Annotated in this window: 23 protein-coding genes and 1 riboswitch; of the genes, 14 read left to right on the forward strand and 9 right to left on the reverse strand. The window is 45.5% G+C overall.

The genetic code is table 11. From position 1 onward, the window contains the following. Positions 1-46 precede the first annotated feature (46 nt). The 4 genes from C7I86_RS15940 to bchN all read left to right on the forward strand — a co-directional run bounded on the left by C7I86_RS15940 (position 47) and on the right by bchN (position 4,065). Positions 47-739 (forward strand): hypothetical protein, encoded by a 693-nt coding sequence (locus C7I86_RS15940; RefSeq protein ID WP_010874225.1) that lies wholly within the window; start codon positions 47-49, stop codon positions 737-739. Between the two features lie 538 nt (positions 740-1,277). After that, positions 1,278-2,138, forward strand: a complete 861-nt coding sequence (gene bchL / locus C7I86_RS15945; RefSeq protein ID WP_041426077.1) for a ferredoxin:protochlorophyllide reductase (ATP-dependent) iron-sulfur ATP-binding protein — start codon at positions 1,278-1,280, stop codon at positions 2,136-2,138. A 241-nt stretch (positions 2,139-2,379) separates the two neighbouring features. Next, positions 2,380-2,616, forward strand: coding sequence for an endonuclease domain-containing protein (locus tag C7I86_RS19265; RefSeq protein ID WP_285891545.1), 237 nt, complete (start codon positions 2,380-2,382; stop codon positions 2,614-2,616). Between the two features lie 39 nt (positions 2,617-2,655). Further along, positions 2,656-4,065: a ferredoxin:protochlorophyllide reductase (ATP-dependent) subunit N gene (bchN, locus tag C7I86_RS15955; RefSeq protein ID WP_010874227.1), complete on the forward strand. Its 1,410-nt coding sequence runs from the start codon at positions 2,656-2,658 to the stop codon at positions 4,063-4,065. Positions 4,066-4,184: 119 nt separating this feature from the next. On the opposite strand, the gene C7I86_RS15960 is transcribed toward bchN, so the two are convergent. Next, entirely contained in the window at positions 4,185-4,634 is a 450-nt protein-coding gene (locus tag C7I86_RS15960; RefSeq protein WP_010874228.1) for a DUF4278 domain-containing protein, read from the reverse strand. A gap of 124 nt (positions 4,635-4,758) precedes the next feature. On the opposite strand from C7I86_RS15960, the gene C7I86_RS15965 reads away from it, so the two are divergent. Next, complete coding sequence (locus C7I86_RS15965; protein WP_010874229.1) at positions 4,759-5,505, forward strand: tetratricopeptide repeat protein; 747 nt, start codon at positions 4,759-4,761, stop codon at positions 5,503-5,505. A gap of 124 nt (positions 5,506-5,629) precedes the next feature. After that, positions 5,630-6,928, forward strand: a complete 1,299-nt coding sequence (gene eno, locus C7I86_RS15970) for a phosphopyruvate hydratase (RefSeq protein WP_010874230.1) — start codon at positions 5,630-5,632, stop codon at positions 6,926-6,928. Positions 6,929-7,120: 192 nt separating this feature from the next. Here the strand turns inward: eno and C7I86_RS15975 are convergent, their stop codons facing one another. Next, a complete protein-coding gene (locus tag C7I86_RS15975; RefSeq protein WP_010874231.1) occupies positions 7,121-7,696 on the reverse strand; it encodes a carbonic anhydrase in 576 nt (191 codons plus the stop codon). 91 nt (positions 7,697-7,787) lie between these two features. Continuing rightward, positions 7,788-7,937: riboswitch (cyclic di-AMP (ydaO/yuaA leader) on the forward strand. A gap of 308 nt (positions 7,938-8,245) precedes the next feature. Here C7I86_RS15975 and C7I86_RS15980 point away from each other — a divergent pair. Beyond that, positions 8,246-9,595, forward strand: coding sequence for an ArsB/NhaD family transporter (locus tag C7I86_RS15980; protein WP_010874232.1), 1,350 nt, complete (start codon positions 8,246-8,248; stop codon positions 9,593-9,595). 12 nt (positions 9,596-9,607) lie between these two features. On the opposite strand, the gene C7I86_RS15985 is transcribed toward C7I86_RS15980, so the two are convergent. From C7I86_RS15985 to C7I86_RS16005, 5 genes are all read right to left on the reverse strand, one after another. Next, entirely contained in the window at positions 9,608-9,862 is a 255-nt protein-coding gene (locus C7I86_RS15985) for a DUF6737 family protein (RefSeq protein WP_010874233.1), read from the reverse strand. Positions 9,863-9,880: 18 nt separating this feature from the next. After that, positions 9,881-10,738 (reverse strand): DNA adenine methylase, encoded by an 858-nt coding sequence (locus tag C7I86_RS15990; RefSeq protein WP_010874234.1) that lies wholly within the window; start codon positions 10,736-10,738, stop codon positions 9,881-9,883. A 13-nt stretch (positions 10,739-10,751) separates the two neighbouring features. Continuing rightward, the gene (gene accA, locus C7I86_RS15995) at positions 10,752-11,732 is read right to left on the reverse strand and encodes an acetyl-CoA carboxylase carboxyl transferase subunit alpha (RefSeq protein WP_010874235.1); all 981 of its coding nucleotides are present in this window, start codon (positions 11,730-11,732) and stop codon (positions 10,752-10,754) included. A 255-nt stretch (positions 11,733-11,987) separates the two neighbouring features. Then, positions 11,988-12,215: a type II toxin-antitoxin system HicA family toxin gene (locus C7I86_RS16000; RefSeq protein WP_020861921.1), complete on the reverse strand. Its 228-nt coding sequence runs from the start codon at positions 12,213-12,215 to the stop codon at positions 11,988-11,990. Beyond that, a complete protein-coding gene (locus C7I86_RS16005; protein ID WP_020861920.1) occupies positions 12,208-12,417 on the reverse strand; it encodes a type II toxin-antitoxin system HicB family antitoxin in 210 nt (69 codons plus the stop codon). The genes C7I86_RS16000 and C7I86_RS16005 overlap by 8 nt, the downstream gene beginning before the upstream one ends. 552 nt (positions 12,418-12,969) lie before the next feature. Between C7I86_RS16005 and C7I86_RS16010 the strand changes: the two genes are divergently transcribed. From C7I86_RS16010 to C7I86_RS16025, 4 genes are all read left to right on the forward strand, one after another. Next, entirely contained in the window at positions 12,970-13,227 is a 258-nt protein-coding gene (locus tag C7I86_RS16010) for a DUF4327 family protein (RefSeq protein WP_010874236.1), read from the forward strand. Between the two features lie 369 nt (positions 13,228-13,596). Beyond that, positions 13,597-14,154: an NYN domain-containing protein gene (locus C7I86_RS16015; RefSeq protein WP_010874237.1), complete on the forward strand. Its 558-nt coding sequence runs from the start codon at positions 13,597-13,599 to the stop codon at positions 14,152-14,154. A gap of 21 nt (positions 14,155-14,175) precedes the next feature. Further along, positions 14,176-14,385: a type II toxin-antitoxin system HicB family antitoxin gene (locus C7I86_RS16020; protein WP_010874238.1), complete on the forward strand. Its 210-nt coding sequence runs from the start codon at positions 14,176-14,178 to the stop codon at positions 14,383-14,385. Beyond that, a complete protein-coding gene (locus tag C7I86_RS16025; protein WP_020861918.1) occupies positions 14,385-14,612 on the forward strand; it encodes a type II toxin-antitoxin system HicA family toxin in 228 nt (75 codons plus the stop codon). The genes C7I86_RS16020 and C7I86_RS16025 overlap by 1 nt, the downstream gene beginning before the upstream one ends. 62 nt (positions 14,613-14,674) lie before the next feature. Here C7I86_RS16025 and C7I86_RS16030 read toward each other — a convergent pair whose 3' ends face one another. Beyond that, complete coding sequence (locus C7I86_RS16030; RefSeq protein ID WP_010874239.1) at positions 14,675-16,417, reverse strand: hypothetical protein; 1,743 nt, start codon at positions 16,415-16,417, stop codon at positions 14,675-14,677. A gap of 113 nt (positions 16,418-16,530) precedes the next feature. Beyond that, the gene (pgm, locus tag C7I86_RS16035; protein ID WP_041426079.1) at positions 16,531-18,186 is read right to left on the reverse strand and encodes a phosphoglucomutase (alpha-D-glucose-1,6-bisphosphate-dependent); all 1,656 of its coding nucleotides are present in this window, start codon (positions 18,184-18,186) and stop codon (positions 16,531-16,533) included. A gap of 389 nt (positions 18,187-18,575) precedes the next feature. Between pgm and C7I86_RS16040 the strand changes: the two genes are divergently transcribed. The 3 genes from C7I86_RS16040 (at position 18,576) to kaiC (ending at position 21,649) form a co-directional block, all read left to right on the forward strand. Next, positions 18,576-19,475: a circadian clock protein KaiA gene (locus C7I86_RS16040; RefSeq protein WP_010874241.1), complete on the forward strand. Its 900-nt coding sequence runs from the start codon at positions 18,576-18,578 to the stop codon at positions 19,473-19,475. A 126-nt stretch (positions 19,476-19,601) separates the two neighbouring features. Next, on the forward strand, positions 19,602-19,919 hold the full coding sequence (kaiB, locus tag C7I86_RS16045) for a circadian clock protein KaiB (protein ID WP_010874242.1): 318 nt from the start codon (positions 19,602-19,604) through the stop codon (positions 19,917-19,919). 170 nt (positions 19,920-20,089) lie between these two features. Beyond that, positions 20,090-21,649 (forward strand): circadian clock protein KaiC, encoded by a 1,560-nt coding sequence (kaiC, locus tag C7I86_RS16050; protein ID WP_010874243.1) that lies wholly within the window; start codon positions 20,090-20,092, stop codon positions 21,647-21,649. Positions 21,650-21,674 lie beyond the last annotated feature (25 nt).

The raw sequence follows: 21,674 nt of genomic DNA on the forward strand, positions 1-21,674 counted from the left end.
GCCAAGCTAGATATAATACAGCCCATAGCCTATTGCTTCCCCTGCCATGCTCATTCCCCTTACCCAAGAAACCTTCGACCAAGTGGTACCTGTTATTGCCACTGGTGCCCAGTATTCCTATGCCTGGGGTAAGGTTTATAACCTTTTGGCCAGATTACTTATTTCCCTATTAATTGTGGTTTCCATTTGGATTGTGGGTCTAATTTTTGGCCACGGAGCCCAAGGAGTGGAATTGGTTTGCTTCATTATCGGTGGCATGTATTGGCTTTGGTGCCCCGTTTATGTGGCCAGTGTCCGCAATAGACAGTACCGTCGTTTTCCCTATGTGGGTTTTTGGCGGGGGGAAGTGTTGGATATTTTTATTACCGAAGAGGTGATTAATGAAACCCAGCAGGCGGATCAGTTTGGTCGCTTAGTGGTGGTGGAAAATATTGAGCGACGCATTAACCTAGAAGTTGGCGATCGCCAGGGATTTACAGCGGTGGTCCAAGCTCCGGTGCAAAAAACTTACAAAGCGATTCGGCCGGGCATGGTGGCGGAGATGTTGTTATTCTCCAAAAACGCCGAATTGGAACGGGTGGATAAACTCAGCGACCTCCATCTACCGGAACTGGATTTGTGGGTGGGGGATTATCCAGTGGTGCGTCGAGATATTTTTCGGGATATTAGTAATGAGTTTGGTTCCCCAATTCCCCGCCGCCGCCGTCAACCAACTCCCTCTTCCCGCCGCCTTCGTTAAGTTTGATTGCGCAATTATGCTAATTTCCCGCTGTTTGGCAAAAATTCACATTTATTCATCTTTCCTTGGTCTTTTCTGGTCAATCGGTCATTTTCTCAGTTGCAACTCTGGTCGTAACCACGGCAATCGGACAAAATCTAGTTAGTTCACTGACTGCTTATTTTCGCCTACTAATTTCTGCATAGCTCTGCCAGTAAGAGTTTAAAGTCTAATTCTTTTTAGTACAACTCTCATTTTTGTCTTAATCCCATCTTTGGCGATCGCCATAAGTAACTATACCCAGACAAGTTATTTTATTTTTGTCTCAATTTAATAAAAATAAAAACACAAAATTTGTTTTTAGGCGTTTTAAAGACTAGAAGCAGTTTTAAAAGCAATTAAAACGAATTTAAGTTTTAAAAATAAGATTTAAGCCAGATTAATACCCCAAACTATTTCTCCAAGACCCCAAACCTCGTTAATAATGCGATCAGCGCAGCGGAGACCACACAACCCTGAGCATTCCCCCAGAGCATTTTTAGGAGCAACTCCCTTGACACTGACACTTGCGGTATACGGCAAAGGCGGCATTGGTAAATCCACCACCAGTTGCAACATCTCCACAGCATTGGCAAAACGAGGCAAAAAAGTTCTCCAAATTGGTTGTGATCCCAAACATGACAGCACCTTTACCCTGACTGGCTTTCTCATCCCCACCATCATCGACACCTTGCAGGAAAAGGATTTCCACTACGAAGACATCTGGCCCGAGGATGTAATTTACAAAGGTTATGCCGGGGTGGATTGCGTCGAAGCTGGTGGACCTCCTGCTGGAGCTGGTTGTGGCGGTTATGTGGTGGGGGAAACAGTGAAATTGCTGAAGGAACTCAACGCCTTTGACGAGTACGACGTGATTCTGTTTGACGTGTTAGGGGACGTAGTTTGTGGTGGTTTTGCCGCCCCGTTAAACTATGCCGACTATTGTTTGATTGTTACAGACAACGGTTTTGATGCTTTGTTTGCTGCCAACCGCATCGCTGCTTCCGTGCGGGAAAAAGCCCGTACCCACAGCCTCCGCCTCGCTGGTTTGATTGGCAATCGCACTTCCAAACGGGACTTGATTGATAAATATATTGAAGCCGTACCCATGCCGGTATTGGAAATTTTGCCCCTAATTGAAGATATTCGGGTTTCCCGGGTGAAAGGCAAAACTTTGTTTGAAATGGCCGAGTCCGACCCTTCCCTAAACTATGTTTGTGATTATTATCTGAACATTGCCGATCAAATTTTGTCCCAACCGGAAGGGGTAGTGCCCAAAGATGCCCAGGATCGGGATCTATTCAGTTTGCTGTCTGATTTCTACCTCAATCCCACCCAGCCTGCTAGCCAAACCAAAGAATTGGATTTGATGATGGTTTAGGTCTAACCCCCTAAATCCCCCAATACTGGGGGACTTAGAATTAGATTTCTCTCGCATATTTCTTGAGGCTACGTTTAACTTATTTCCCATGAAGAATTCCCATAGAATTCGTGGAACTACAAAAGAAATTGAGCAAGCGGCTCGTCTTTTAAGAAAAAATATGACGATGGCAGAGAATATTTTGTGAGAGGAATTACGAAATCGCCAAATTTTAGGCTTTAAATTTCGTCGCCAGCATCCTATTGGTAATTTCATTGTTGACTTTTATTGTCCACAATTAAAATTAATCATAGAGGTGGATGGAAGTATTCATGATAACCAACGGGAATACGATCAATGTCGATCTGAAAAACTCAAAGAATTTGTTCATTATGTTTTACGATTTACCAACGATCAAGTTATTGATAATTTACCAAAAGTTTTAGAAAAAATTACTCAGACAACACAAACTCTACTCCCCCCAGTATTGGGGGGTTAGGAAGGCAAAATAAAAACTATACCTAGGAGAACCTAAACTATGACTGTTGCTCAACAAGCCCCTTCTGCCCTTAACTTTGACTGTGAAACCGGCAACTACCATACCTTTTGTCCCATTAGTTGCGTATCTTGGCTTTATCAAAAAATTGAGGATAGTTTTTTCCTCGTTATTGGTACTAAAACCTGTGGTTATTTCCTACAAAATGCCATGGGGGTAATGATTTTTGCCGAACCTCGTTACGCCATGGCCGAGTTAGAAGAAGGAGACATTTCTGCCCAGTTAAAAGACTATGAAGAACTGAAACGACTTTGCCTACAAATTAAGCGCGATCGTAACCCCAGTGTGATCGTCTGGATTGGTACCTGCACCACTGAAATTATCAAAATGGACCTGGAAGGTTTGGCTCCCCAGTTGGAAGCGGAAATTGGCATCCCCATCGTTACTGCCCGAGCCAATGGTTTAGATTATGCTTTCACCCAAGGGGAAGATACGGTGCTGGCTTCCATGGCCCATAAATGCCCTACTTCAGCCCAGGTGCAAGGGGAAGATAAGGAAGAACGCAACGCCATTCAAAAATTATTGACCTTTGGTCGTAAAGCTGACCAGGAAAAAGTTGAATCGGAATATGTGGATCATCAACCGCTAGTTTTGTTTGGTTCTCTGCCCGATCCAGTGGTAACAAATTTAACGTTAGAGTTGAAGAAACAGGGAGTGAAAGTATCTGGTTGGTTGCCCGCCAAACGCTATACGGAATTGCCGGTGATTGATGAGGGTTATTATGTGGCCGGGGTTAATCCTTTTCTGAGTCGTACCGCAACTACTTTGATGCGTCGCCGTAAATGTAAATTAATTGGCGCTCCATTTCCTATTGGTCCCGATGGCACCAGAGCTTGGATTGAAAAAATCTGTTCTGTACTGGGTATTGAACCCCAGGGTTTGGAGGAACGGGAAGCTCAAATTTGGGCAAGTTTAGAAGATTATATCCAGTTAATTCGCGGTAAATCTGTGTTTTTTATGGGGGATAATTTGCTGGAAGTTTCCCTAGCTCGTTTCCTCATTCGCTGTGGCATGACCTGCCCAGAAATTGGCATTCCCTATATGGATAAACGTTACCAGGCGGCGGAGTTGGCCTTGCTGGAAAAAACCTGCTCTGACATGGGAGTTCCCTTGCCAAATATTGTGGAAAAGCCAGACAACTACAATCAGATTCAACGGATTAAAGCTCTGCAACCGGATTTAGTCATTACCGGCATGGCCCACGCTAATCCCTTGGAAGCTCAGGGCATTAACACCAAATGGTCGGTGGAATTTACCTTTGCCCAAATTCACGGTTTTACCAATGCTCGGGATATTTTGGAATTAGCAACCCGTCCGTTGCGTCGTAACTCCCAATTAGGAGAATTAGGCTGGGATAAGTTGATTGCTAAAGACGTTCCTGCTCAGGTTTAAGTTCTAATTAGCTTCGGACTATTCTACATAGGAATAAACCATTGTCTCAGCAGGTTGAATGGCGATCGCCTGGGGCAATGGATTTCTTTAGAGATTTCAGCTATTGCCCAAAAAGCTTATTAGTCTTGGGTTTTAGTTCCTATATCAACGCCACGGTATTTGATTGCTTTTCCTTTTACTTCGTTATTCTGGGCCGTATGTGTTCCAGAAGATTCATAGTCGATTCCCCGATAACATTTACTTATTTTCTCAGTTTTCTCGATGGGAACTGTTGATTTGGGCGATTCGTAACTAATGCCACGGTAATGAAGCTCTGTATCCTTACTGTCGATAATTTGAGTATTGGGAAGATTATTTTTACTGTCAAAGCTTTGCCATAAAGGCCCAACTACAATGGCCGCCAGTATCAGCAAGATAACTTTGATTTCCCAGGGAGCCAAGAGTAAACTTGCCAATAGATTCGCAACGGCAAAAATTACTGCCAGATGGGCAATATCATGGCGAGAACCCCACGCTTTATAACCAACTATTAAGCCGATAGTCAGGGGTAGTAAAAAGGTAAATTCCATAGCTTTGCTTGATCACTTTTGCTATCTTTGATATCTTTGGCACAGTTCCCAATCCATTTTCTCTTCCTTTGTTTACCGGCTATGTATGTTGCAATACTTTTTAGCCTGATCTTGCCTATACCCAATGAAAGTTAATTTAGGCAATTGCTTCTGCCTTAGTTTAAGTCAAAAAAAATTTCCGTTGCCCTTGGCTAGCCTATTGGTCAATGTCCCTTTGGCCTTGATGGTCGCCCTAGGAATGAATTTAGCCTTAGAGCGGCCTGGAGTAACTGGGGAGATGGTGGTGCTGGAATCGCCCATAGCACCGGAGGCCATCTTTGCCCAGGGGGTTAAAGCTGGGGAAGCAGGCAATTATGCCGAAGCAGTGGAGTTATTTTCCGTTGTACTCAACCTGAGCCCAGACTCACCGGAAACCCACTATAACCGTGGTTTGGCTTGGGAGAGACTAGGTAACGTAGACCAAGCGATCGCCGACTATGGCCGCAGTATTGCCCTAGACCGTTATTACATTCCCCCCTACATCAACCGGGGCAATCTTTATAGCCAACAGCAGGATCACCACACAGCTATCCAGGACTTTACCCAGGCCATCACCTACGACCCGAATCGCTATAAGGCTTATTACAATCGGGCCAATAGTTATTTCCAACTGGGACAATACGCCCAGGCGATCGCCGACTATAACCGGGTGCTGGTCCTCAGGCCGGACTACATCAACGCCATTTATAACCGGGGTTTGGCCCACTTCCAAGCCGGACAGCTAGACAGTTCCCGTCAAGATTTGTTGTTTTCTGCCCAGGCCTATCTCAACCGTGGCGATCGCCGTAGTTACCTGGAGGCCCTGGACCAAATGAGTGAGTTAGGACTGTAACTTTTGCCAACGGAGGTCACAGAGCGACAACTTTCCCCCCGTATCCAGGGCAGAAATACCGGAGAGGGGAAGGGGATGCCCCTATAATTATGGCTGTCAACTGTGTTTGGAGCATTACACACCGATGTTAAGTAAAGTCCCCGCCACCATTGAAGAAATCGCCGCCCGGGAAATTTTAGACTCCAGGGGTCGCCCCACCATCGAAGCGGAAGTCCGGCTGGAAAGTGGGGCCCACGGCATTGCCCAGGTGCCCAGTGGTGCTTCCACAGGCAGTTTTGAAGCCCATGAATTGCGGGACGGAGACCCCAAACGCTATGACGGGAAAGGGGTAGAAAAAGCAGTACGGAACGTGACAGAAAAAATTGCCCCGGTGGTGGAAGGCCTGGATGCCTTCGATCAAATGGCGGTGGATCAGGCCATGATTGACCGGGATGGAACGGACAATAAAAAAGAATTGGGGGCCAATGCCATTTTGGGGGTTTCTTTAGCCACCGCTAAGGCCGCCGCCGCTGAGCTAGCCATTCCCCTCTACCGCTACCTGGGAGGCCCCCTGGCTAACGTACTGCCGGTACCGATGATGAACGTGATTAACGGTGGGGCCCATGCCGACAATAACGTCGATTTTCAGGAATTCATGATCATGCCGGTGGGGGCAGAAACCTTTAAAGAAGCTCTGCGCTGGGGGGCGGAAGTTTTCGCTGTGTTGGGCAAAGTGTTGAAAGAACGAAAACTGCTCTCCGGTGGGGTGGGGGACGAAGGGGGTTATGCTCCCAATTTGACCTCGAATCAACAGGCCCTAGATATTCTCATCGAGGCGATTGAACAAGCTGGTTACAAACCCGGTAGTCAAATTGCCTTGGCCATGGACATTGCCGCCAGTGAATTTTTCAAAAATGGTCAGTATGAATACGACGGTGGTTCCCATTCTCCCCAGGAATTCATCGACTATCAGGCCAAGCTAGTGAGTCAATATCCCATTGTCTCCATTGAAGACGGTTTGCACGAAGACGATTGGGAAAGTTGGAAGGGTTTAACCACTTCCCTGGGCACCAAAACCCAGTTGGTGGGGGATGACTTGATGGTGACCAACCCGGTGCGTCTGCAAAAATCCATTGATTTGGGAGTTGCCAACGCCATTTTGATCAAACTCAATCAAATCGGCACTTTGAGCGAAACTTTAGAGACCATTTCCCTAGCTACTCGCCATAGTTACCGTTCTGTTATTTCCCATCGCTCCGGTGAAACGGAGGACACCACGATCGCCGACTTGGCCGTGGCCACCAGGGTAGGGCAAATTAAAACCGGTTCCCTTTGTCGTTCTGAGCGGGTTGCTAAATATAACCGTTTACTCCGCATTGAAGATGAACTTGGCGATCGGGCCGTTTATGCCCCTAAAATTGGCCTGGGTCCCAAACATTCTTAAAAAGTGTTTTAAAGTTCCCCTAGCCCAAGGGTTGGGGTTACTTCGGGAGATAATCAAACCATTGCCAACAGGTTCTTTTGGTTAGGTTGTTGCTTAGGATTGTCTAAAATTCCTCAGTTTTTTATTCAAGACTTAATTTTTCCCATGGTTACCCTACCGGTGAACTGTGGGAATTTTTATGCCTAACCCGTTCTAAGCCAAGGAAGCAATGACCTTAACTTGCCCTGTGAGGTCAACAAAATACAATTCCACGATTAAATCGGGGTAGCGCTCCCGGATTTGTGCCTCAGCTTGGTGTAAATAACCAGCATGGAAATTTTCCTCCGCCTGGCGATCGCCAAAGGGTTGGGCATGAACTTTAGCATAGGCTCCACAATCTTGGTGATCAAAAATAATTACCCTATTAATGTTGTGTAACTGCTTGGATAGGGCCAGTTGATCCCAAAAGGTCTCTGCTTCAGCAGGATGGGGAAAACCAGTCAAAGCCAGGGAAGCTCCAGCCAAAGCCACCCAATCATAGGCCTGGTCTAAATTTTGCTCGTTTAAAAAAGAGCGTTGATAATTAAGGAAACGAAAATCAATACAACTAAGCACTAACGCCTGAGCTTGGAATAAATTTTTCAGGACGGGGGAATTATCCATGGAAGGGAAACCAGCTAGTAAACCACTGGCCATCAAACCCCGGAGAAAATGACGACGGGAGAAAGCATGGATTGGTGGGCAACAGCTACAGGGAGAATAATCAGGCAAATTAACTGGTTTGGCCATAACGAAGAAGCATGGGGAAGGAGATGATTGACGCTTGTGCTAGAATCAAACGTCAATAGATAACAGTAACAAGTCAGCCTAATTTTTATTTCTTCAATACGCCCTGAATTTTCTGAACGGTGGCGTGGAGGGAACAGAAAGCGGGGGAACCAATTCTGGGGCTTATTTCTAAGTAAATTAGAAAGGAAAAACTCTCATTTCTAGCCCGTCAGCTAACCCCGTAGGCATTGAGGGAGGACTAATAAATCATCATTGTTTAACGATGTTTTGACTTTATTCAGGAACTCAGCTACAGACGCGACTGTTATTTCATCCTGTTCTAAATAAAGTTGAGATTGATGATGGAAGAATCTTTTCATTAATTTTTGTTCATATTTGCCACTGGCTGGGGAAAAGTTTTTGACTCCTCGTTTTGTGCCAGTTACAGCCTAGTTATGTCGTGGCCTAGTTTTTTGTGGACTAAAAACCATGGCTACTGCCTTTGGGCTAATTCTTTTGCAATTTTTACTTAATCACGGCTTAGTTTAATTTTAATCTTCCGGAGGTTTTATGGTAGCTAATCTGCCTGCTTTATTCTCCCTAGGAGTTTTTGTCGGCGTTATTCTCCTAATCATGTCCGAGAAAATCCACCTTACCATAGCGGCTTTTTTAGGGGCATTAATCCTAGTTTTTACCCATGTAATTACCCTCAAGGAGGGCATTGATTACATCAGTCAGAGTTATGCCACCTTAGCATTATTTTTTGGCGTAATGGTCTTGGTTAGATCCTTTGAGCCGACTAAAATTTTTGAGTATTTAGCCACCCAAATGGTGCTGCTGGCTAAGGGAAGTGGCAAACTTCTCATGTTAGGGGTAATTGCGATTACGACTCCCATCTGTGCGGTGTTGCCCAATGCCACCACCGTTATGTTGTTAGCGCCCTTAATTCCCCCCTTAGCCCAGGAAATTGGTGTAGATTTTGTGCCTATCTTGATTCTGATGGTCTTTGTAGCTAACAGTGCTGGGTTATTAACATTGGTGGGGGATCCCGCCACCTTTATTGTCGGTGATGCCATTAATATTAGTTTTAATGATTATTTATTTAAGCTCAGCTTCATGGGAGTTTTAGCCATTGTTAGCATTGTGGTTATTACTCCTTTTTTGTTCCGACATATTTGGCGCAGTCGTTTCACTCATTTAGAGGATTTACCCCATCCTCAAATCAACCACCCGAAGGTATTAATGGCGGGGGGGGTTATTATCACTTTAGTGCTGATTTTTTTCGTTATTGGAGAAAGTCTGCCCGTTCCTATTCCGCCGGCCTCAGTAGCTTTGATGGGAGCTTGTTTGGCATTACTCCTCGCTAGCCAGAGCAAAATTGACACTGTCCATAATATTTTACGGGACGTGGATTGGAGCACTCTCATCTTTTTTATGTCTATCTTTGTCATTATTGGCTCTTTAGAAAAAACCGGAGTGACCGCGTCCCTTGCCCAACTTTTGGCAGTGGTGGTGGGACAAAATATCGCCTTTGGGGCGATTGTTTTAGTATTTACAGTGGGGTTGTTATCCAGTGTGGTGCCCAATATTCCCCTAGTAGTGGCCATGGTGCCCCTGCTCAAGCAATATGTGGTCAATATCGGCTTTGCCGGACCAGAAATATTGGGTGCAAACTTTGATGGACAATTGCCGGCGGAGGTATTGCCTTTGTTTTATGCCATGATGTTTGGCGCTACCCTGGGGGGCAATGGCACTTTGGTGGGAGCTTCTTCTAATATTGTGGCGGCGGGCATTTCCGAACAACACGGCCGACCAATTTCTTTCCATCGTTTTCTCCGCTATGGTTTGCCGGTGATGGCGGTGCAGTTGGTGGTAGCGGCTTTATTTGTGGCTTGGTTAATGTTTACCCAACAGGGTTAAAAATAAGAAAGCTTAATTGGACTTTGCCTGGGAATTGGGTGAATGATCTAGCTCCATGGCGATCGCCTGACGCACCAAACGGGGATAGGCCAGGAGAAAGTACCACCACCAGAGGGCAATGGCAGCGGCCACAGGTAAGGACAACCACCATCGGTGGAACAGCAACCAACTAGAGGCAATAATTACTGACCCAGTGAGCAAAATTGTCCAAGGCTGACACCAACGGGGCTTATCTGACCAAACGTTATAACCTTCAGGATTACTCATGTTTTTTTTCGATTAATTTTAATAATTTTTGATCATTAACTCTTTACCTTTGGAAGCTTTGTCTTGTTTGTAATTGTTCATCCCATATTGTAAATCCCATTCAATAATCTGGGCAAAACTAAATAATTTTCTGATTTCCTCGGAATCATCATAGGTAATCAGCCATTTATGAGAACAATTTTCCATCACTTCAGCAAATCTTTGATGACCAAAAGAAGTGTGTAAATCCCCCTTTTTACCATAGAGTTTCGATTTAGTCGCGCTCAGATAGGGAGGATCAAGAAAAATAAACACGTTCTCTCCTGGCTGTTCAATTAATTGTTGATAATCCCCATTGGTAACAGTCGTATTAGCTAACATTGTTCCCAGAGTTTTTAATCTATCAATGGAAGAATCGGTAAAACGTTTTTCAAACGCCTGTTGAGAATAGCCTCCAGATTCCACCGTGCCAGAAAAAGTAATGCGATTCAGCACAAAAAAACGCACTGCCCGCTGGAATTCGTCCAACTCTAACCCTTCTTTTGTTAAGTTGGCAAAAAGTTCTCTCCCGTCGGTTTGGTGTTGTTTAATTACTGTGACTGCATCAGTTAGCCGTTCAATTTCCTCCTGGGCGTATTTCCAGAAACAATATAAATCAAAATTTAAGTCGTTAATCCAATACTTATTAATGTGCTGACCAAAAATTTGCTTGATGGCTAAAAAGACAGAGCCTCCACCGATAAAAGGTTCCCGATACTCTTTGATTTGAGTAGGAACATGGGGCAAAATTTGTCTCAGGGCTTTGGATTTTCCGCCGGGATAACGGAGAGGACTTTTAACTTGGTCCCCTTTGGGCGCAGAATTTGCTGATTTATTTATTTCCCCGGTTTCCTCCATAGTTCTATTCGTCTTACACCGCCGTTTCTAAAAATTGACCCAAATGCCGGAATTTGTCGTACCGCAATTGTTTGCGTTCCTGGGGAGTTAATTGAGCCAAGGTATTGAGATGGAACAATAAAGCTTCCTTCAACTTAGCAGCGGCTCCCAATGGATTGGCGTGGGCGGCCCCCTTCGGCTCGGGAATAATCCCATCAATGATTTGTAACTTCGCTAAATCATCGGCGGTAATTTTCAAGGCGATCGCCGCTTTGTCGGACTTTTTCGCATCCTTCCAAAGAATAGCCGCACAGGCCTCTGGAGTAGCCACGGTGTACACCGCATTTTCCAGCATCAATACCCGATCGCCAACGCCAATACCCAATGCACCCCCGGAGCCCCCCTCCCCGATCACTGTGCAGAGAATGGGGACATCTAACCGAAACATTTCCCGCAAATTAACGGCGATCGCCTCCCCTTGGCCCAACTTTTCTGCATCGATGCCGGCCCAAGCTCCAGGGGTATCAATAAAAGTAATAATAGGCATACCAAAACGATCAGCGTGTTCCATCAACCGCAGAGCCTTCCGGTAACCATTGGGGGCCGCCATACCAAAATTGCGAGCCACATTATCCTTGGTATCCCTTCCCTTTTGATGGCCCATAATCACCACAGGTCGAGTCCCCAAGCGGGCCACTCCCCCCACCAAAGCCGGATCGTCATAACCTCCTCGATCGCCGTGCATTTCAAACCAATCATCCGCAATGGCTTGGATATAATCCAACGTACTAGGACGGCGGGGATGGCGGGCCAACTGTAACCGCTGGGAAGGATTGAGATTGCTAAAAATTTCCTGACGCAACTGTTCAGCCCGACTTTCTAGTTGACTGAGCTGTTCGGACACGTCCACATTTTTTTCCTCGGCTAGTTCCCGGATTTGATTGATTTTTTCCTCTAGCTCATAGAGGGGCTTTTCAAAATCCAGCAGAAAAACACGACGCTCACTTTTACTCATAACTAGGGATGGATTAGCCGGGCTAAGGGTGAAGGATTTTTCCAGCGTATCAAAAAGCCGTGACTTTACCTAAATCGACCAGCATTGAAATTATTCTCAAGACGAGAAAAGACTACTTCGGTCATCACCGTGGTAGTCGTCGCATTTAGCAATGGTTAATTTGGCTCTATCTAGCACCACCCAGGGACAAATGAAAGACCCAATCGGAGCACGCTGCAGGGTATGCACAACCCATTTCTAGATTAACAAGGCATCTCAAAGCTGCCCAATAAATTCATTGACGGAAACTCTGGCTTGCTTGAGAACGCCACTTAAAGTACCCACCTTTAGTTCTCGATGCAAAGGGACAACACAGCCAATATTTCCCTCAGTTGTTACTTTTTGCATCACCACATGGCTCCCCGTTTGTCGAACCACTTCAAATCCCAGTTTTTCAAGCACTCGAATTACTTCTCGACTAGAGATTCGCGGTAACTTAGGCATAACTCACTTCAATACTCGTTACAAATCTAGGTGATGTTTCCGGCAGTGGGAATTCCTGAAGATAGAGTTGCGTTGCTTCTTGTAGTCCTGCTATGGCCTGTTCGATGGTTTCTCCCTGATCGACTGTGCCTACTTCTGGGCACTCCGCAATGTACATCTCCTCTTCCTTATAGATAATTGCGGTAAAAGTACGATTCTTCATGCTGACTCTACCCTGATAATTTTTTTATAAACGTTATCATGATTTCCCCTTGGTGTTTCAGGGTCAACGGAGCAAGCCAAGTCCTTGCCAATTAGCCGGGCTAAGGGTGATGGATTTTTCCAGCGTATCAAAAAGCTGTGACTTTAATGCCGTCGTTGAGCCAACCTACTGGAGGGAAACCCCCAGGCTGGCCATAAACCCCATCGCCCAGAAAGACTGGCTCAGCCTGGCTTGGCCCGTTGTCAATGCCATGTAAAACAGGGGGCGAACCGCACTAAAAAGTAAAGCTAAAGATAAACAAAAGATTAAGGTCAAAAGCGTGACATTGCCGGTATGCCATCCGTAAAATAGGGGAGATTGTATTTTTTGTTACGGTTATACGGTTTTTCCCCCTTCCCTTAGACAGATTTTGCCCCTAAATTGTTAAAGGTTTTTGCACCGGTCGTCAAAATTACTACTATTTTGGGCTTTGTCCAGCCCCTAGCCTGCTCTGTTACCCCAGTTCCGTAGATATTGGCTTTTTATACACTGTCCATTTCCGGTTGAAGCACTATGGTCATTTCCTCACCCCTCCACCAAGAAACAGTTTTTTCCCTCGAAGTCATTCGCTCCACCGCCAGTGAACTGGTCCGCCAAAATCGCCTCGATCGCCAGCAACCCATCTATACCCTTTGTCAATTCATCCCCGCCCGGCAGTGGCTAGCCGTAGAAAGGGAATTGGAAATGCACGATTACCTTTTGCGAGACCACATCATCGATTTAATGAATTGTGAAGCTTGGGACTTTCAGGATCCAGACGGTTGTGCCTAGGGAACAGGGTTTTTCTTGGTAAGGATGTCAAAAATGATTCTTGGGCTACCTTGGTTAGTCTGCCAAGACCTAAGTCGTACGTAAATTAATATACCGACGGGAGTCCCTCCCCCTGCCCGCTTGGGGCCAACCGCTTCAGCCCAAACAGTGTCACCATCCCATGGCGATCGCCACGGCTGAGCCGAGATGGGCAAATTTAGCTACTTTTTCGCCAAATCAAGTATTCTGGGGTGGCACTGGTGATTGCCCCAATTCCCTAGGGGTTAACAATTGCGCTAAACTAACCTCAGCTATTATTTTTATTTCTAACTTCTATTCTATTTCTTAGCATTATCGCTAGTTATTTTTATTTTTACGATTTAACTTTATATGTCAATTCATAGTGGTATTCCTTTCCGCAGGGATCGTTTGTCTATCTTTGTGGATGGGAATAATATGTTTTATGCACAACAGAAAAATGGGTGGTTTTTTGACCCCAGAAGGGTATTATCTTTCTTCACTGAAGATCCATCTGTAAAACTCGTCAATGCATTTTGGTACACTGGTTTAAAAGATACCCAAGATCAAAGGGGTTTCCGTGATGCCCTTATAAGTTTAGGTTACACCGTCAGAACTAAAATTCTTAAGGAATATTATGACGACATTTCCGGCAAATATTCCCAAAAAGCTAATCTAGATATTGAAATTGTGGTGGACATGTTTAACACCGTAGATCAATATGATCGGGTGGTTTTGTTCAGTGGTGACGGCGATTTTGAACGGGCGATCGAACTCTTAAGATCAAAAAGTACCCACATAACTGTAGTTTCCACCGAAGGCATGATTGCTAGGGAATTACGAAATGCCACCGATCGTTATATTGATCTCAATGACATCAGGCCAGCCATTGAGAAACAGGATTTTTATAGCACTGAACAAACTGCCTAGTAAAATAGACCAAGGAAAAAAATGAACAAGCAAGAATTTTATGTTCTTATTGAAAGGGATGAAGATGGTATTTACATAGGTGAAGTCCCACAACTTAAAGCTTGCTACAGTCAGGGGGAGACCATTGATGAGCTTATGCAAAATATTCGTGAGGTTATCGAATTATGTCTTGAAGAGATTGAATTGGAATCTACTTCTGAGTTTATCGGCATCCAAAAAGTGGTGGTCTGATGGCAAAGCTTCCTACTGTAACAAGCACTCAGCTCATAGTCGTACTTCAAAAACTTGGTTTTAAAGTTATTAGACAAAAAGGAAGTCACGTTCGTCTAAAAGATCAAGATAATCGAGTAGTGACCATTCCTATCCATGGCGGTAAAACTATTGGAAAAGGTTTATTGTTGAAAATCATCAGAGACGCTGAAATAACCAAGGAAGAATTAATTCGCTTATTAGATTAATTTCTAAATCTAGAAAATATAGCAAGAAGCGAGATAGTTAGAATAGCTCTCTTAGCCCGATTTTACTTGCGGTTAATAAGACAATTAAAGCGTTGATAGGGATAGCCAAAGATATTTTCTTTCGGACTTTGATCTATTTGGCAATCGGGAAAATCTAGGGGAGCAAAATAATTAACCAGCCATAAATCTACTGGTTGTTCCGCCTGTTTCAATAAATTCTGTAGCTGTTCTGTGGCAACGGGATCTTGTAATTTTTCCTGGGGTAAAAAAACAAATCTTAGTTGGGGTACCAACTCAGGAAAATGGCGTTGAGCTTCCCAGGCAATGCCCAACAATTCACCTACCTGCACCAAGCTTTTATGGGTGGTGACAATCCAACGGGTTTCGCTGACAGGGTTTTCTGACAAGAGAGTTAAAAATTTATCAGGTCGATAATATTTCCGGTAAGCCAAGTTATGGGTGACAGTAACAGCACTCAAAATGCCAATTAACAAAATTATCATTGGTAAATAGAGGTCCCGGCGACTTTTTTGCCACCAATTTAATTGCCGCCATTGACTATTTGATGGACCTAAATCAGCACTGCGGTGGAAATTTACCTGGGGATTTTTCCCTAGACCCACGCCAGCTATTAACATTAGTAAACTCCAAAAGTTGAAACTATACCTTGCTCCCCTGGTGATATCTAAACCAGCTCCGTAACTAATGGTCAGATAAATAACTATCAAAAAAATAAACGTGGTTACTAAAACTATCACTCTTGTGTCTTTTTCTGTCTTGATACCATACCCTAAACCCTGCCATATCACCGGAGTTAACCAAATAAAATAAGCCAGCATTCCCAGGCCTGATAACAGTACAATCCAGAGATGTTCGGACTCTACAGGCAGGAGACAAAACATAGTTATGCCAGCGGCGGCTAATTGGGCTGGGGGGCCAATTAGCATATCCACCCAGGACATATTGGTAAATTGAATCCATTCGGTCATGCCATGGCCAAATTCCCGTTGACTAATAATGACAATCCAACTCAGACCAGCGGAGGCGGTGCCTAGTATGACAGGCGTAAGGGATTGTAACGCTGATAAAAAATTAATCCTTCCCTGACGGCTCCAAATCCCCAACCACAGTGCTAGGGCTAAACCTTGGGCGAGGATGGGCAAAACGGCAAAAAAATGGACTGAAATACCTAGGGAATTAGCCAATATCCAGATAATAACTAAGGAAAAAGGTAAGGGTTTATTTTTTAATAAAAAATTTAAGCTTTTTAAGCAACAAGTAATGGAAATTAAGCCCCAAATAATAGCAAAAGTATAATGGCGAGCTTCTTGACTAATGAAGATTCCATAGGGGGAAATTGCCATCAGTAGGGCAGTAAACTGAGCTAATTTTTCTTGGTCTTTCCCCCAGATCCATTTGGCACAGCCATAGCCTAAAGGTATGGCTATGGTACCAAAAATAACCGGTAATGATCGCCCGATCGCCAAGGATAAATAGTTGCCGTCGGGGGGAAATAATCGATACCAAAGATGGGCTAGGACAAAATAAAAGGGGGGATGGTTATCGCCGTTTAATAAACCATTAATGACGGTATTTGGTTCTGATTGGGGTAGGGGTTGCAGAATGGTTAGGAGATCGGCAACGGTTAACACTTTGCCCAAGGGTATGCTCTCAAAAGAGTTGCCTAGGCTAAAGACCAAGGTGGCAAATTCATCGGTCCAAGGGGGTTTACTGGCCAAATTCCAACTGCGTAGCCCAGCGGCGATCACCATCCAAAGTAAAAGTAATAAAAAAGACCGTGGCATAGGCAATTAACACAGGGGCAAAGACAGGGATTTTCCCCAACAGACGGACAATCCCCCCAGCGTTTAAGTTACCGGGGGGAAGGGGGAATTAGACGGAACATTGACCGGGTCGATTAGCCCAAAGCCGAGGTAACAATGGCTTCCGCCTCCGTGAAAATAGCCTGGAGATGGGCTTCGTCTTTGAAACTTTCGGCATAGATTTTGTAAACATTTTCCGTGCCGGAGGGCCGGGCCGCAAACCAACCTTCCGCAGTGGTCACCTTCAACCCACCGATCGCCGCTTGGTTGCCAGGGGCTTTGGTTAATTTAGCAGTAATGGCATCCCCAGCTAAGGAGGTAGCTGTAACGTCATCGGGGGACAGTTTTTTCAAGCGGTCTTTTTGGGCCGGAGTGGCGGGGGCATCAATGCGTTGGTAAATGGGATTACCTAACTTAGCGGTCAAATCCTGGTAATGGAGGCCGGGATCTTTGCCGGTTTTAGCGGTGATTTCCGCCGCCAATAAATCCATAATGGTGCCATCTTTGTCGGTGGTCCAAACGGTGCCATTTTTTTTCAAAAACGAAGCCCCGGCACTTTCTTCACCCCCAAAGCCAAAGGAACCATCTAGCAAACCGCTGACAAACCATTTAAAGCCCACGGGCACTTCGTAAACTTGGCGATTAATCATGGCCCCCACCCGGTCAATCATGCTGCTGCTGACTAGGGTTTTGCCGATCGCCGACAGCCCTGACCACTGTTGCCGCTGACTAAACAAATACCAAATGGCCACGGAAAGAAAATGATTGGGATTCATCAAACCCACGCTGGGGGTGACAATGCCATGGCGATCGCCGTCGGTGTCGTTGCCAAAGGCAATGTCGTAATGGTCTTTGATTTTCACCAAACTGGCCATGGCGTAGGGGGAAGAACAATCCATGCGGATTTTGCCGTCCCAATCCAGGGTCATAAATTTAAACGTGGGATCTACCCCGGGATTAACCAAGCTGATGTTCAAATTGTATTTAGCGGCAATGGGTTCCCAATAGCCCACATTGGCTCCCCCCAGGGGGTCAACTCCCAAGCGCAAGCCCGCTGAACGAATTACATCCAAGTCAATGATGTCCGCCAGACCGGCCACATAGGGAGTGACAAAATCATGGGCATGGGTGGTGGTGGCTTTTAATGCCTGCTCGTAATCCAGCCGTTTAACTGTTTTATTGCCATTTTTCAGCAACTCATTGGCCCGGTTCTGAATCCATTGGGTCGCTTCCGGTTCCGCCGGGCCACCGGAGGGGGGATTATATTTAAAGCCTCCATCAGTGGGGGGATTGTGGGAAGGGGTAATAATAATGCCGTCCGCTAAACCTTCTTTACGTCCCTGGTTGTGGGTCAAAATGGCGTAGGATACCGCCGGAGTGGGGGTGAAACGGGTTAAATCCGTGGCGGTGGTTAAAAAAGTTTCTACTTGGTTAGCGGCCAACACTTCCAACGCCGTTTTCTGGGCTGGTTCCGACAGAGCATGGCTATCCATCCCCATATAAAGGGGCCCCGTAATGCCCTGGGCTTGGCGATAGTCCACCACTGCCTGGGTCACCGCCAAAATATGGGCTTCATTAAAAGTACCGTTGAGGGCAGAACCCCGATGGCCAGAGGTACCAAAGCTCACTAACTGGGCGGGATTTTCCGGGTCCGGTTGCTGACGGTAATAGTCGTCTAAAAGTTTGGCCACATCCAAAAGGCTGTCGGCGGGGGGATGCTGGCCGGCGAGGGGATTAATTCTGCTTGTCATATACAAAAATTGTAAAAAATGGAGGGCGGCGATCAGGGGCTTAGACACCCAAATCCTAGCCAAAAAGGGTTAACTAGCCAAGGGCTATCCATGGGCAAAGAGATAAAAGAAAAAGTCTCCAAATCCCTGGTCATAGAGAAAAAATTGCCAAAGTTACCCCAGGCCATACACGGCCCAGCGCCAAGATGGGGAGCACAAATTCAAACTTTGTAAACAGGCCGGAAGCTATCCGGCCAAGGAGCACTCAGATTGTGTTAACGTTCAGGGGAGTTGCTTAACACAATTTTCCAATTAATAGTATTAATATTTTCTTAACTTGCACCGTACCATGGTGAGAAAGCCTATCTGAGCCCTTATTTGATTAACCTTCGACTGATTATTGATCCCCTGTGCAGTCTCCCCTCTCCCTCTGTCTTTTTGCTCCCGAACACGTTGCCCATAGACTCAGGTCTATTTTCCAGGGCGATCGCCATTACCTATCGACTTTTCAAGCACTAGATGATTTTTGTGCCTTTCTAGAAGACAAACCTGAGCGGATTGATTGCCTGTTAGTCTATTACGAAGCTAATTCCCTTCCAGTGCTGAATCGTCTCTATGAACAGGGGCGATTGTTGCCGATTATTTTGCTCGAACCCAGTCCTTCTGCCCTAGCCAAAACCACCGACGAACACCCCACCATTGTCTATCACAACGCTGAAATTCATCTGCCCGAATCCCAATGGTCGGAACTGCCCACCGTCGTAGACCGGGCGATCGCCCATTACCTACACCTTGGCCCCATCTGTACCCTCCCCAACCAAACGGAAACTATCCCCGCCCCGATTGTCGATGAATCATCCCAAAGCTTTTTACTCCTACAACAAAGAAGGCTGGCTGACAAACTTAAAGAAAGACTCGGTTACCTAGGAGTGTACTACAAACGTAAGCCCAGTCACTTTTACCGCAACTTTTCCCCCCAGGAAAAACAAGAATACCTAGAAGATTTAAGCTCCCAATATCGAGAGATTATTCTCAGTTATTTTAGTGACGAAGGCACAGTTAATGACCTGTTAGATCAATTTGTTAATCAGGCTTTCTTTGCCGACCTAGCCATTTCTCAAATCCTGGAAATTCACATGGAATTAATGGATGAATTTTCCCAGCATCTAAAGCTAGAAGGGCGGAGCGAAGAAGTCCTCCTAGACTATCGTTTAGTGTTGATCGACATCCTCGCCCATCTGGGGGAAATGTATCGCCGTTCCATCCCCCGGGAGGACATTCCCTTTGATGTATATTATCAGACGGATTAATAACCAAATGCTACGGTTTAATCATCAGCTCAACTCTTGGCTGTTGAAACTACCTCGATTCTCTGGTTATCTATTTTCTTAGTTGTTTCTTGGTTGGTTTCCCCCTCGTTCTAGTAAACCCGTAAAATGAGCCCCTTTAAAAAAACTTACGTTCTCAAACTCTACGTAGCTGGCAACACCCCCAACTCTGTGCGGGCCTTAAAAATGCTAAAAAATATCCTTGAGCAAGAATTCCAGGGAGTTTATGCCCTCAAAGTAATCGACGTGTTGAAAAATCCCCAATTAGCCGAAGAAGATAAAATTCTTGCCACCCCCACCTTGGCTAAAATCCTACCGCCCCCTGTCAGGAAAATCATCGGCGACCTTTCCGACCGAGAGAAAGTATTGATTGGTTTAGACCTGCTCTATGACGAAATTCGGGAACGGGAAGCAGAAGACCAATAGAAAATCGGGGAACAGGGCGAGATATTTCCCCCATCAACACACATCATCAGACTCCTAACAAACTTTAATCCTGCCCCTCAAACTCAACACATTCAATCAGTTTTAGTCAAACTGTTATTTAGTTTTAATTTTACTAACTTTTTTCTTCTTTAAAAATCTAAATTTAGCTAATGAACTTACCGATTGTTAACGAACGTAATCGCCCCGATGTGCCAAGGAAGGGAGTGCAAAAAATTCGTACTGTGATCGAGGGCTTTGACGAAATTACCCACGGCGGTTTACCCATTGGCCGTACAACCCTGGTGAGTGGCACCTCCGGCACAGGCAAAACTCTCTTGGCAGTACAATTTCTTTACCAAGGCATTCACCATTTCGATTATCCGGGTTTATTCATTACATTTGAAGAATCCCCCAGTGACATTATTGAAAATGCCTATAGTTTTGGCTGGGATTTACAACAATTAATTGACGATGGCAAATTGTTTATCCTCGATGCTTCCCCCGATCCGGAAGGGCAGGAAGTGGTGGGCACCTTTGATCTGTCGGCCTTAATTGAAAGAATTCAGTATGCAGTGCGGAAATATAAAGCCAAGTTAGTTTCCATTGATTCGGTCACAGCGGTATTTCAACAATATGATGCGGCTTCGGTGGTGCGGCGGGAAATTTTTCGTTTGGTGGCTAGGTTAAAACAGCTCCAGGTAACGTCCATTATGACCACCGAACGGGTGGAAGAATATGGCCCCATTGCCCGCTTTGGCGTAGAGGAATTCGTCTCCGATAACGTGGTGGTTTTGCGTAATGTTTTAGAAGGGGAACGGCGACGACGCACGGTGGAAATCCTCAAACTACGGGGTACCACCCACATGAAGGGGGAATATCCTTTCACTATCACCCACGACGGCATTAACATTTTTCCCCTGGGAGCCATGCGCCTCACCCAGAGGTCTTCCAATGCCCGCATTTCATCGGGAGTACAAACCTTGGACGAAATGTGTGGCGGTGGCTTTTTCAAAGATTCGATTATTCTGGCTACGGGGGCTACTGGTACGGGCAAAACCCTGTTGGTAAGCAAATTTTTGCAGGAAGGTTGTCGCCAAAGAGAACGGGCCATTTTGTTTGCCTATGAGGAATCCAGGGCTCAGCTTTCCCGCAACGCTTCTTCCTGGGGCATTGATTTTGAAGAAATGGAACACAAGGGTTTATTAAAACTTCTTTGTACCTATCCAGAATCGGCGGGCTTGGAGGATCATTTGCAAATGATCAAGTCGGAAATATCGGAATTTAAACCTTCCCGCATTGCCATTGATTCCCTTTCTGCCCTGGCCCGGGGAGTGACCAATAATGCTTTCCGTCAATTTGTCATTGGGGTAACGGGCTACGCCAAACAGGAGGAGATTACTGGCTTCTTTACCAATACCACGGACCAATTTATGGGGGCCCATTCCATTACGGAATCCCATATTTCCACCATTACAGACACCATTTTGATGTTGCAGTATGTGGAAATCCGAGGAGAAATGTCCCGGGCATTGAATGTGTTTAAAATGCGGGGTTCCTGGCATGATAAAGGCATTCGAGAATATAGCATTAGCCATGATGGCCCTGATATTCGCGATTCCTTCCGCAATTATGAGCGGATTATCAGTGGTTCCCCCACCCGCATTAGTGTGGATGAAAAATCTGAGCTTTCCCGCATTGTCCGGGGTGTTAAGGACAAGACCGCTGAGTAGGATTGAAAAAGGGTAAACTTTCCCA

It is taken from the genome of Synechocystis sp. IPPAS B-1465 (genome assembly GCF_003015225.1).
Lineage (GTDB): Bacteria > Cyanobacteriota > Cyanobacteriia > Cyanobacteriales > Microcystaceae > Synechocystis.

Coding starts and splice junctions, on each gene's coding strand:
- C7I86_RS15940 (WP_010874225.1), top strand. CDS start 47: ATGCTCATTCCCCTTACCCAAGAAACCTTCGACCAAGTGGTACCTGTT.
- bchN (WP_010874227.1), top strand. CDS start 2,656: ATGACTGTTGCTCAACAAGCCCCTTCTGCCCTTAACTTTGACTGTGAA.
- C7I86_RS15960 (WP_010874228.1), bottom strand. CDS start 4,634: ATGGAATTTACCTTTTTACTACCCCTGACTATCGGCTTAATAGTTGGT.
- C7I86_RS15965 (WP_010874229.1), top strand. CDS start 4,759: ATGAAAGTTAATTTAGGCAATTGCTTCTGCCTTAGTTTAAGTCAAAAA.
- eno (WP_010874230.1), top strand. CDS start 5,630: ATGTTAAGTAAAGTCCCCGCCACCATTGAAGAAATCGCCGCCCGGGAA.
- C7I86_RS15975 (WP_010874231.1), bottom strand. CDS start 7,696: ATGGCCAAACCAGTTAATTTGCCTGATTATTCTCCCTGTAGCTGTTGC.
- C7I86_RS15980 (WP_010874232.1), top strand. CDS start 8,246: ATGGTAGCTAATCTGCCTGCTTTATTCTCCCTAGGAGTTTTTGTCGGC.
- C7I86_RS15985 (WP_010874233.1), bottom strand. CDS start 9,862: ATGAGTAATCCTGAAGGTTATAACGTTTGGTCAGATAAGCCCCGTTGG.
- C7I86_RS15990 (WP_010874234.1), bottom strand. CDS start 10,738: ATGGAGGAAACCGGGGAAATAAATAAATCAGCAAATTCTGCGCCCAAA.
- accA (WP_010874235.1), bottom strand. CDS start 11,732: ATGAGTAAAAGTGAGCGTCGTGTTTTTCTGCTGGATTTTGAAAAGCCC.
- C7I86_RS16000 (WP_020861921.1), bottom strand. CDS start 12,215: ATGCCTAAGTTACCGCGAATCTCTAGTCGAGAAGTAATTCGAGTGCTT.
- C7I86_RS16005 (WP_020861920.1), bottom strand. CDS start 12,417: ATGAAGAATCGTACTTTTACCGCAATTATCTATAAGGAAGAGGAGATG.
- C7I86_RS16010 (WP_010874236.1), top strand. CDS start 12,970: ATGGTCATTTCCTCACCCCTCCACCAAGAAACAGTTTTTTCCCTCGAA.
- C7I86_RS16015 (WP_010874237.1), top strand. CDS start 13,597: ATGTCAATTCATAGTGGTATTCCTTTCCGCAGGGATCGTTTGTCTATC.
- C7I86_RS16020 (WP_010874238.1), top strand. CDS start 14,176: ATGAACAAGCAAGAATTTTATGTTCTTATTGAAAGGGATGAAGATGGT.
- C7I86_RS16025 (WP_020861918.1), top strand. CDS start 14,385: ATGGCAAAGCTTCCTACTGTAACAAGCACTCAGCTCATAGTCGTACTT.
- C7I86_RS16030 (WP_010874239.1), bottom strand. CDS start 16,417: ATGCCACGGTCTTTTTTATTACTTTTACTTTGGATGGTGATCGCCGCT.
- pgm (WP_041426079.1), bottom strand. CDS start 18,186: ATGACAAGCAGAATTAATCCCCTCGCCGGCCAGCATCCCCCCGCCGAC.
- kaiB (WP_010874242.1), top strand. CDS start 19,602: ATGAGCCCCTTTAAAAAAACTTACGTTCTCAAACTCTACGTAGCTGGC.
- kaiC (WP_010874243.1), top strand. CDS start 20,090: ATGAACTTACCGATTGTTAACGAACGTAATCGCCCCGATGTGCCAAGG.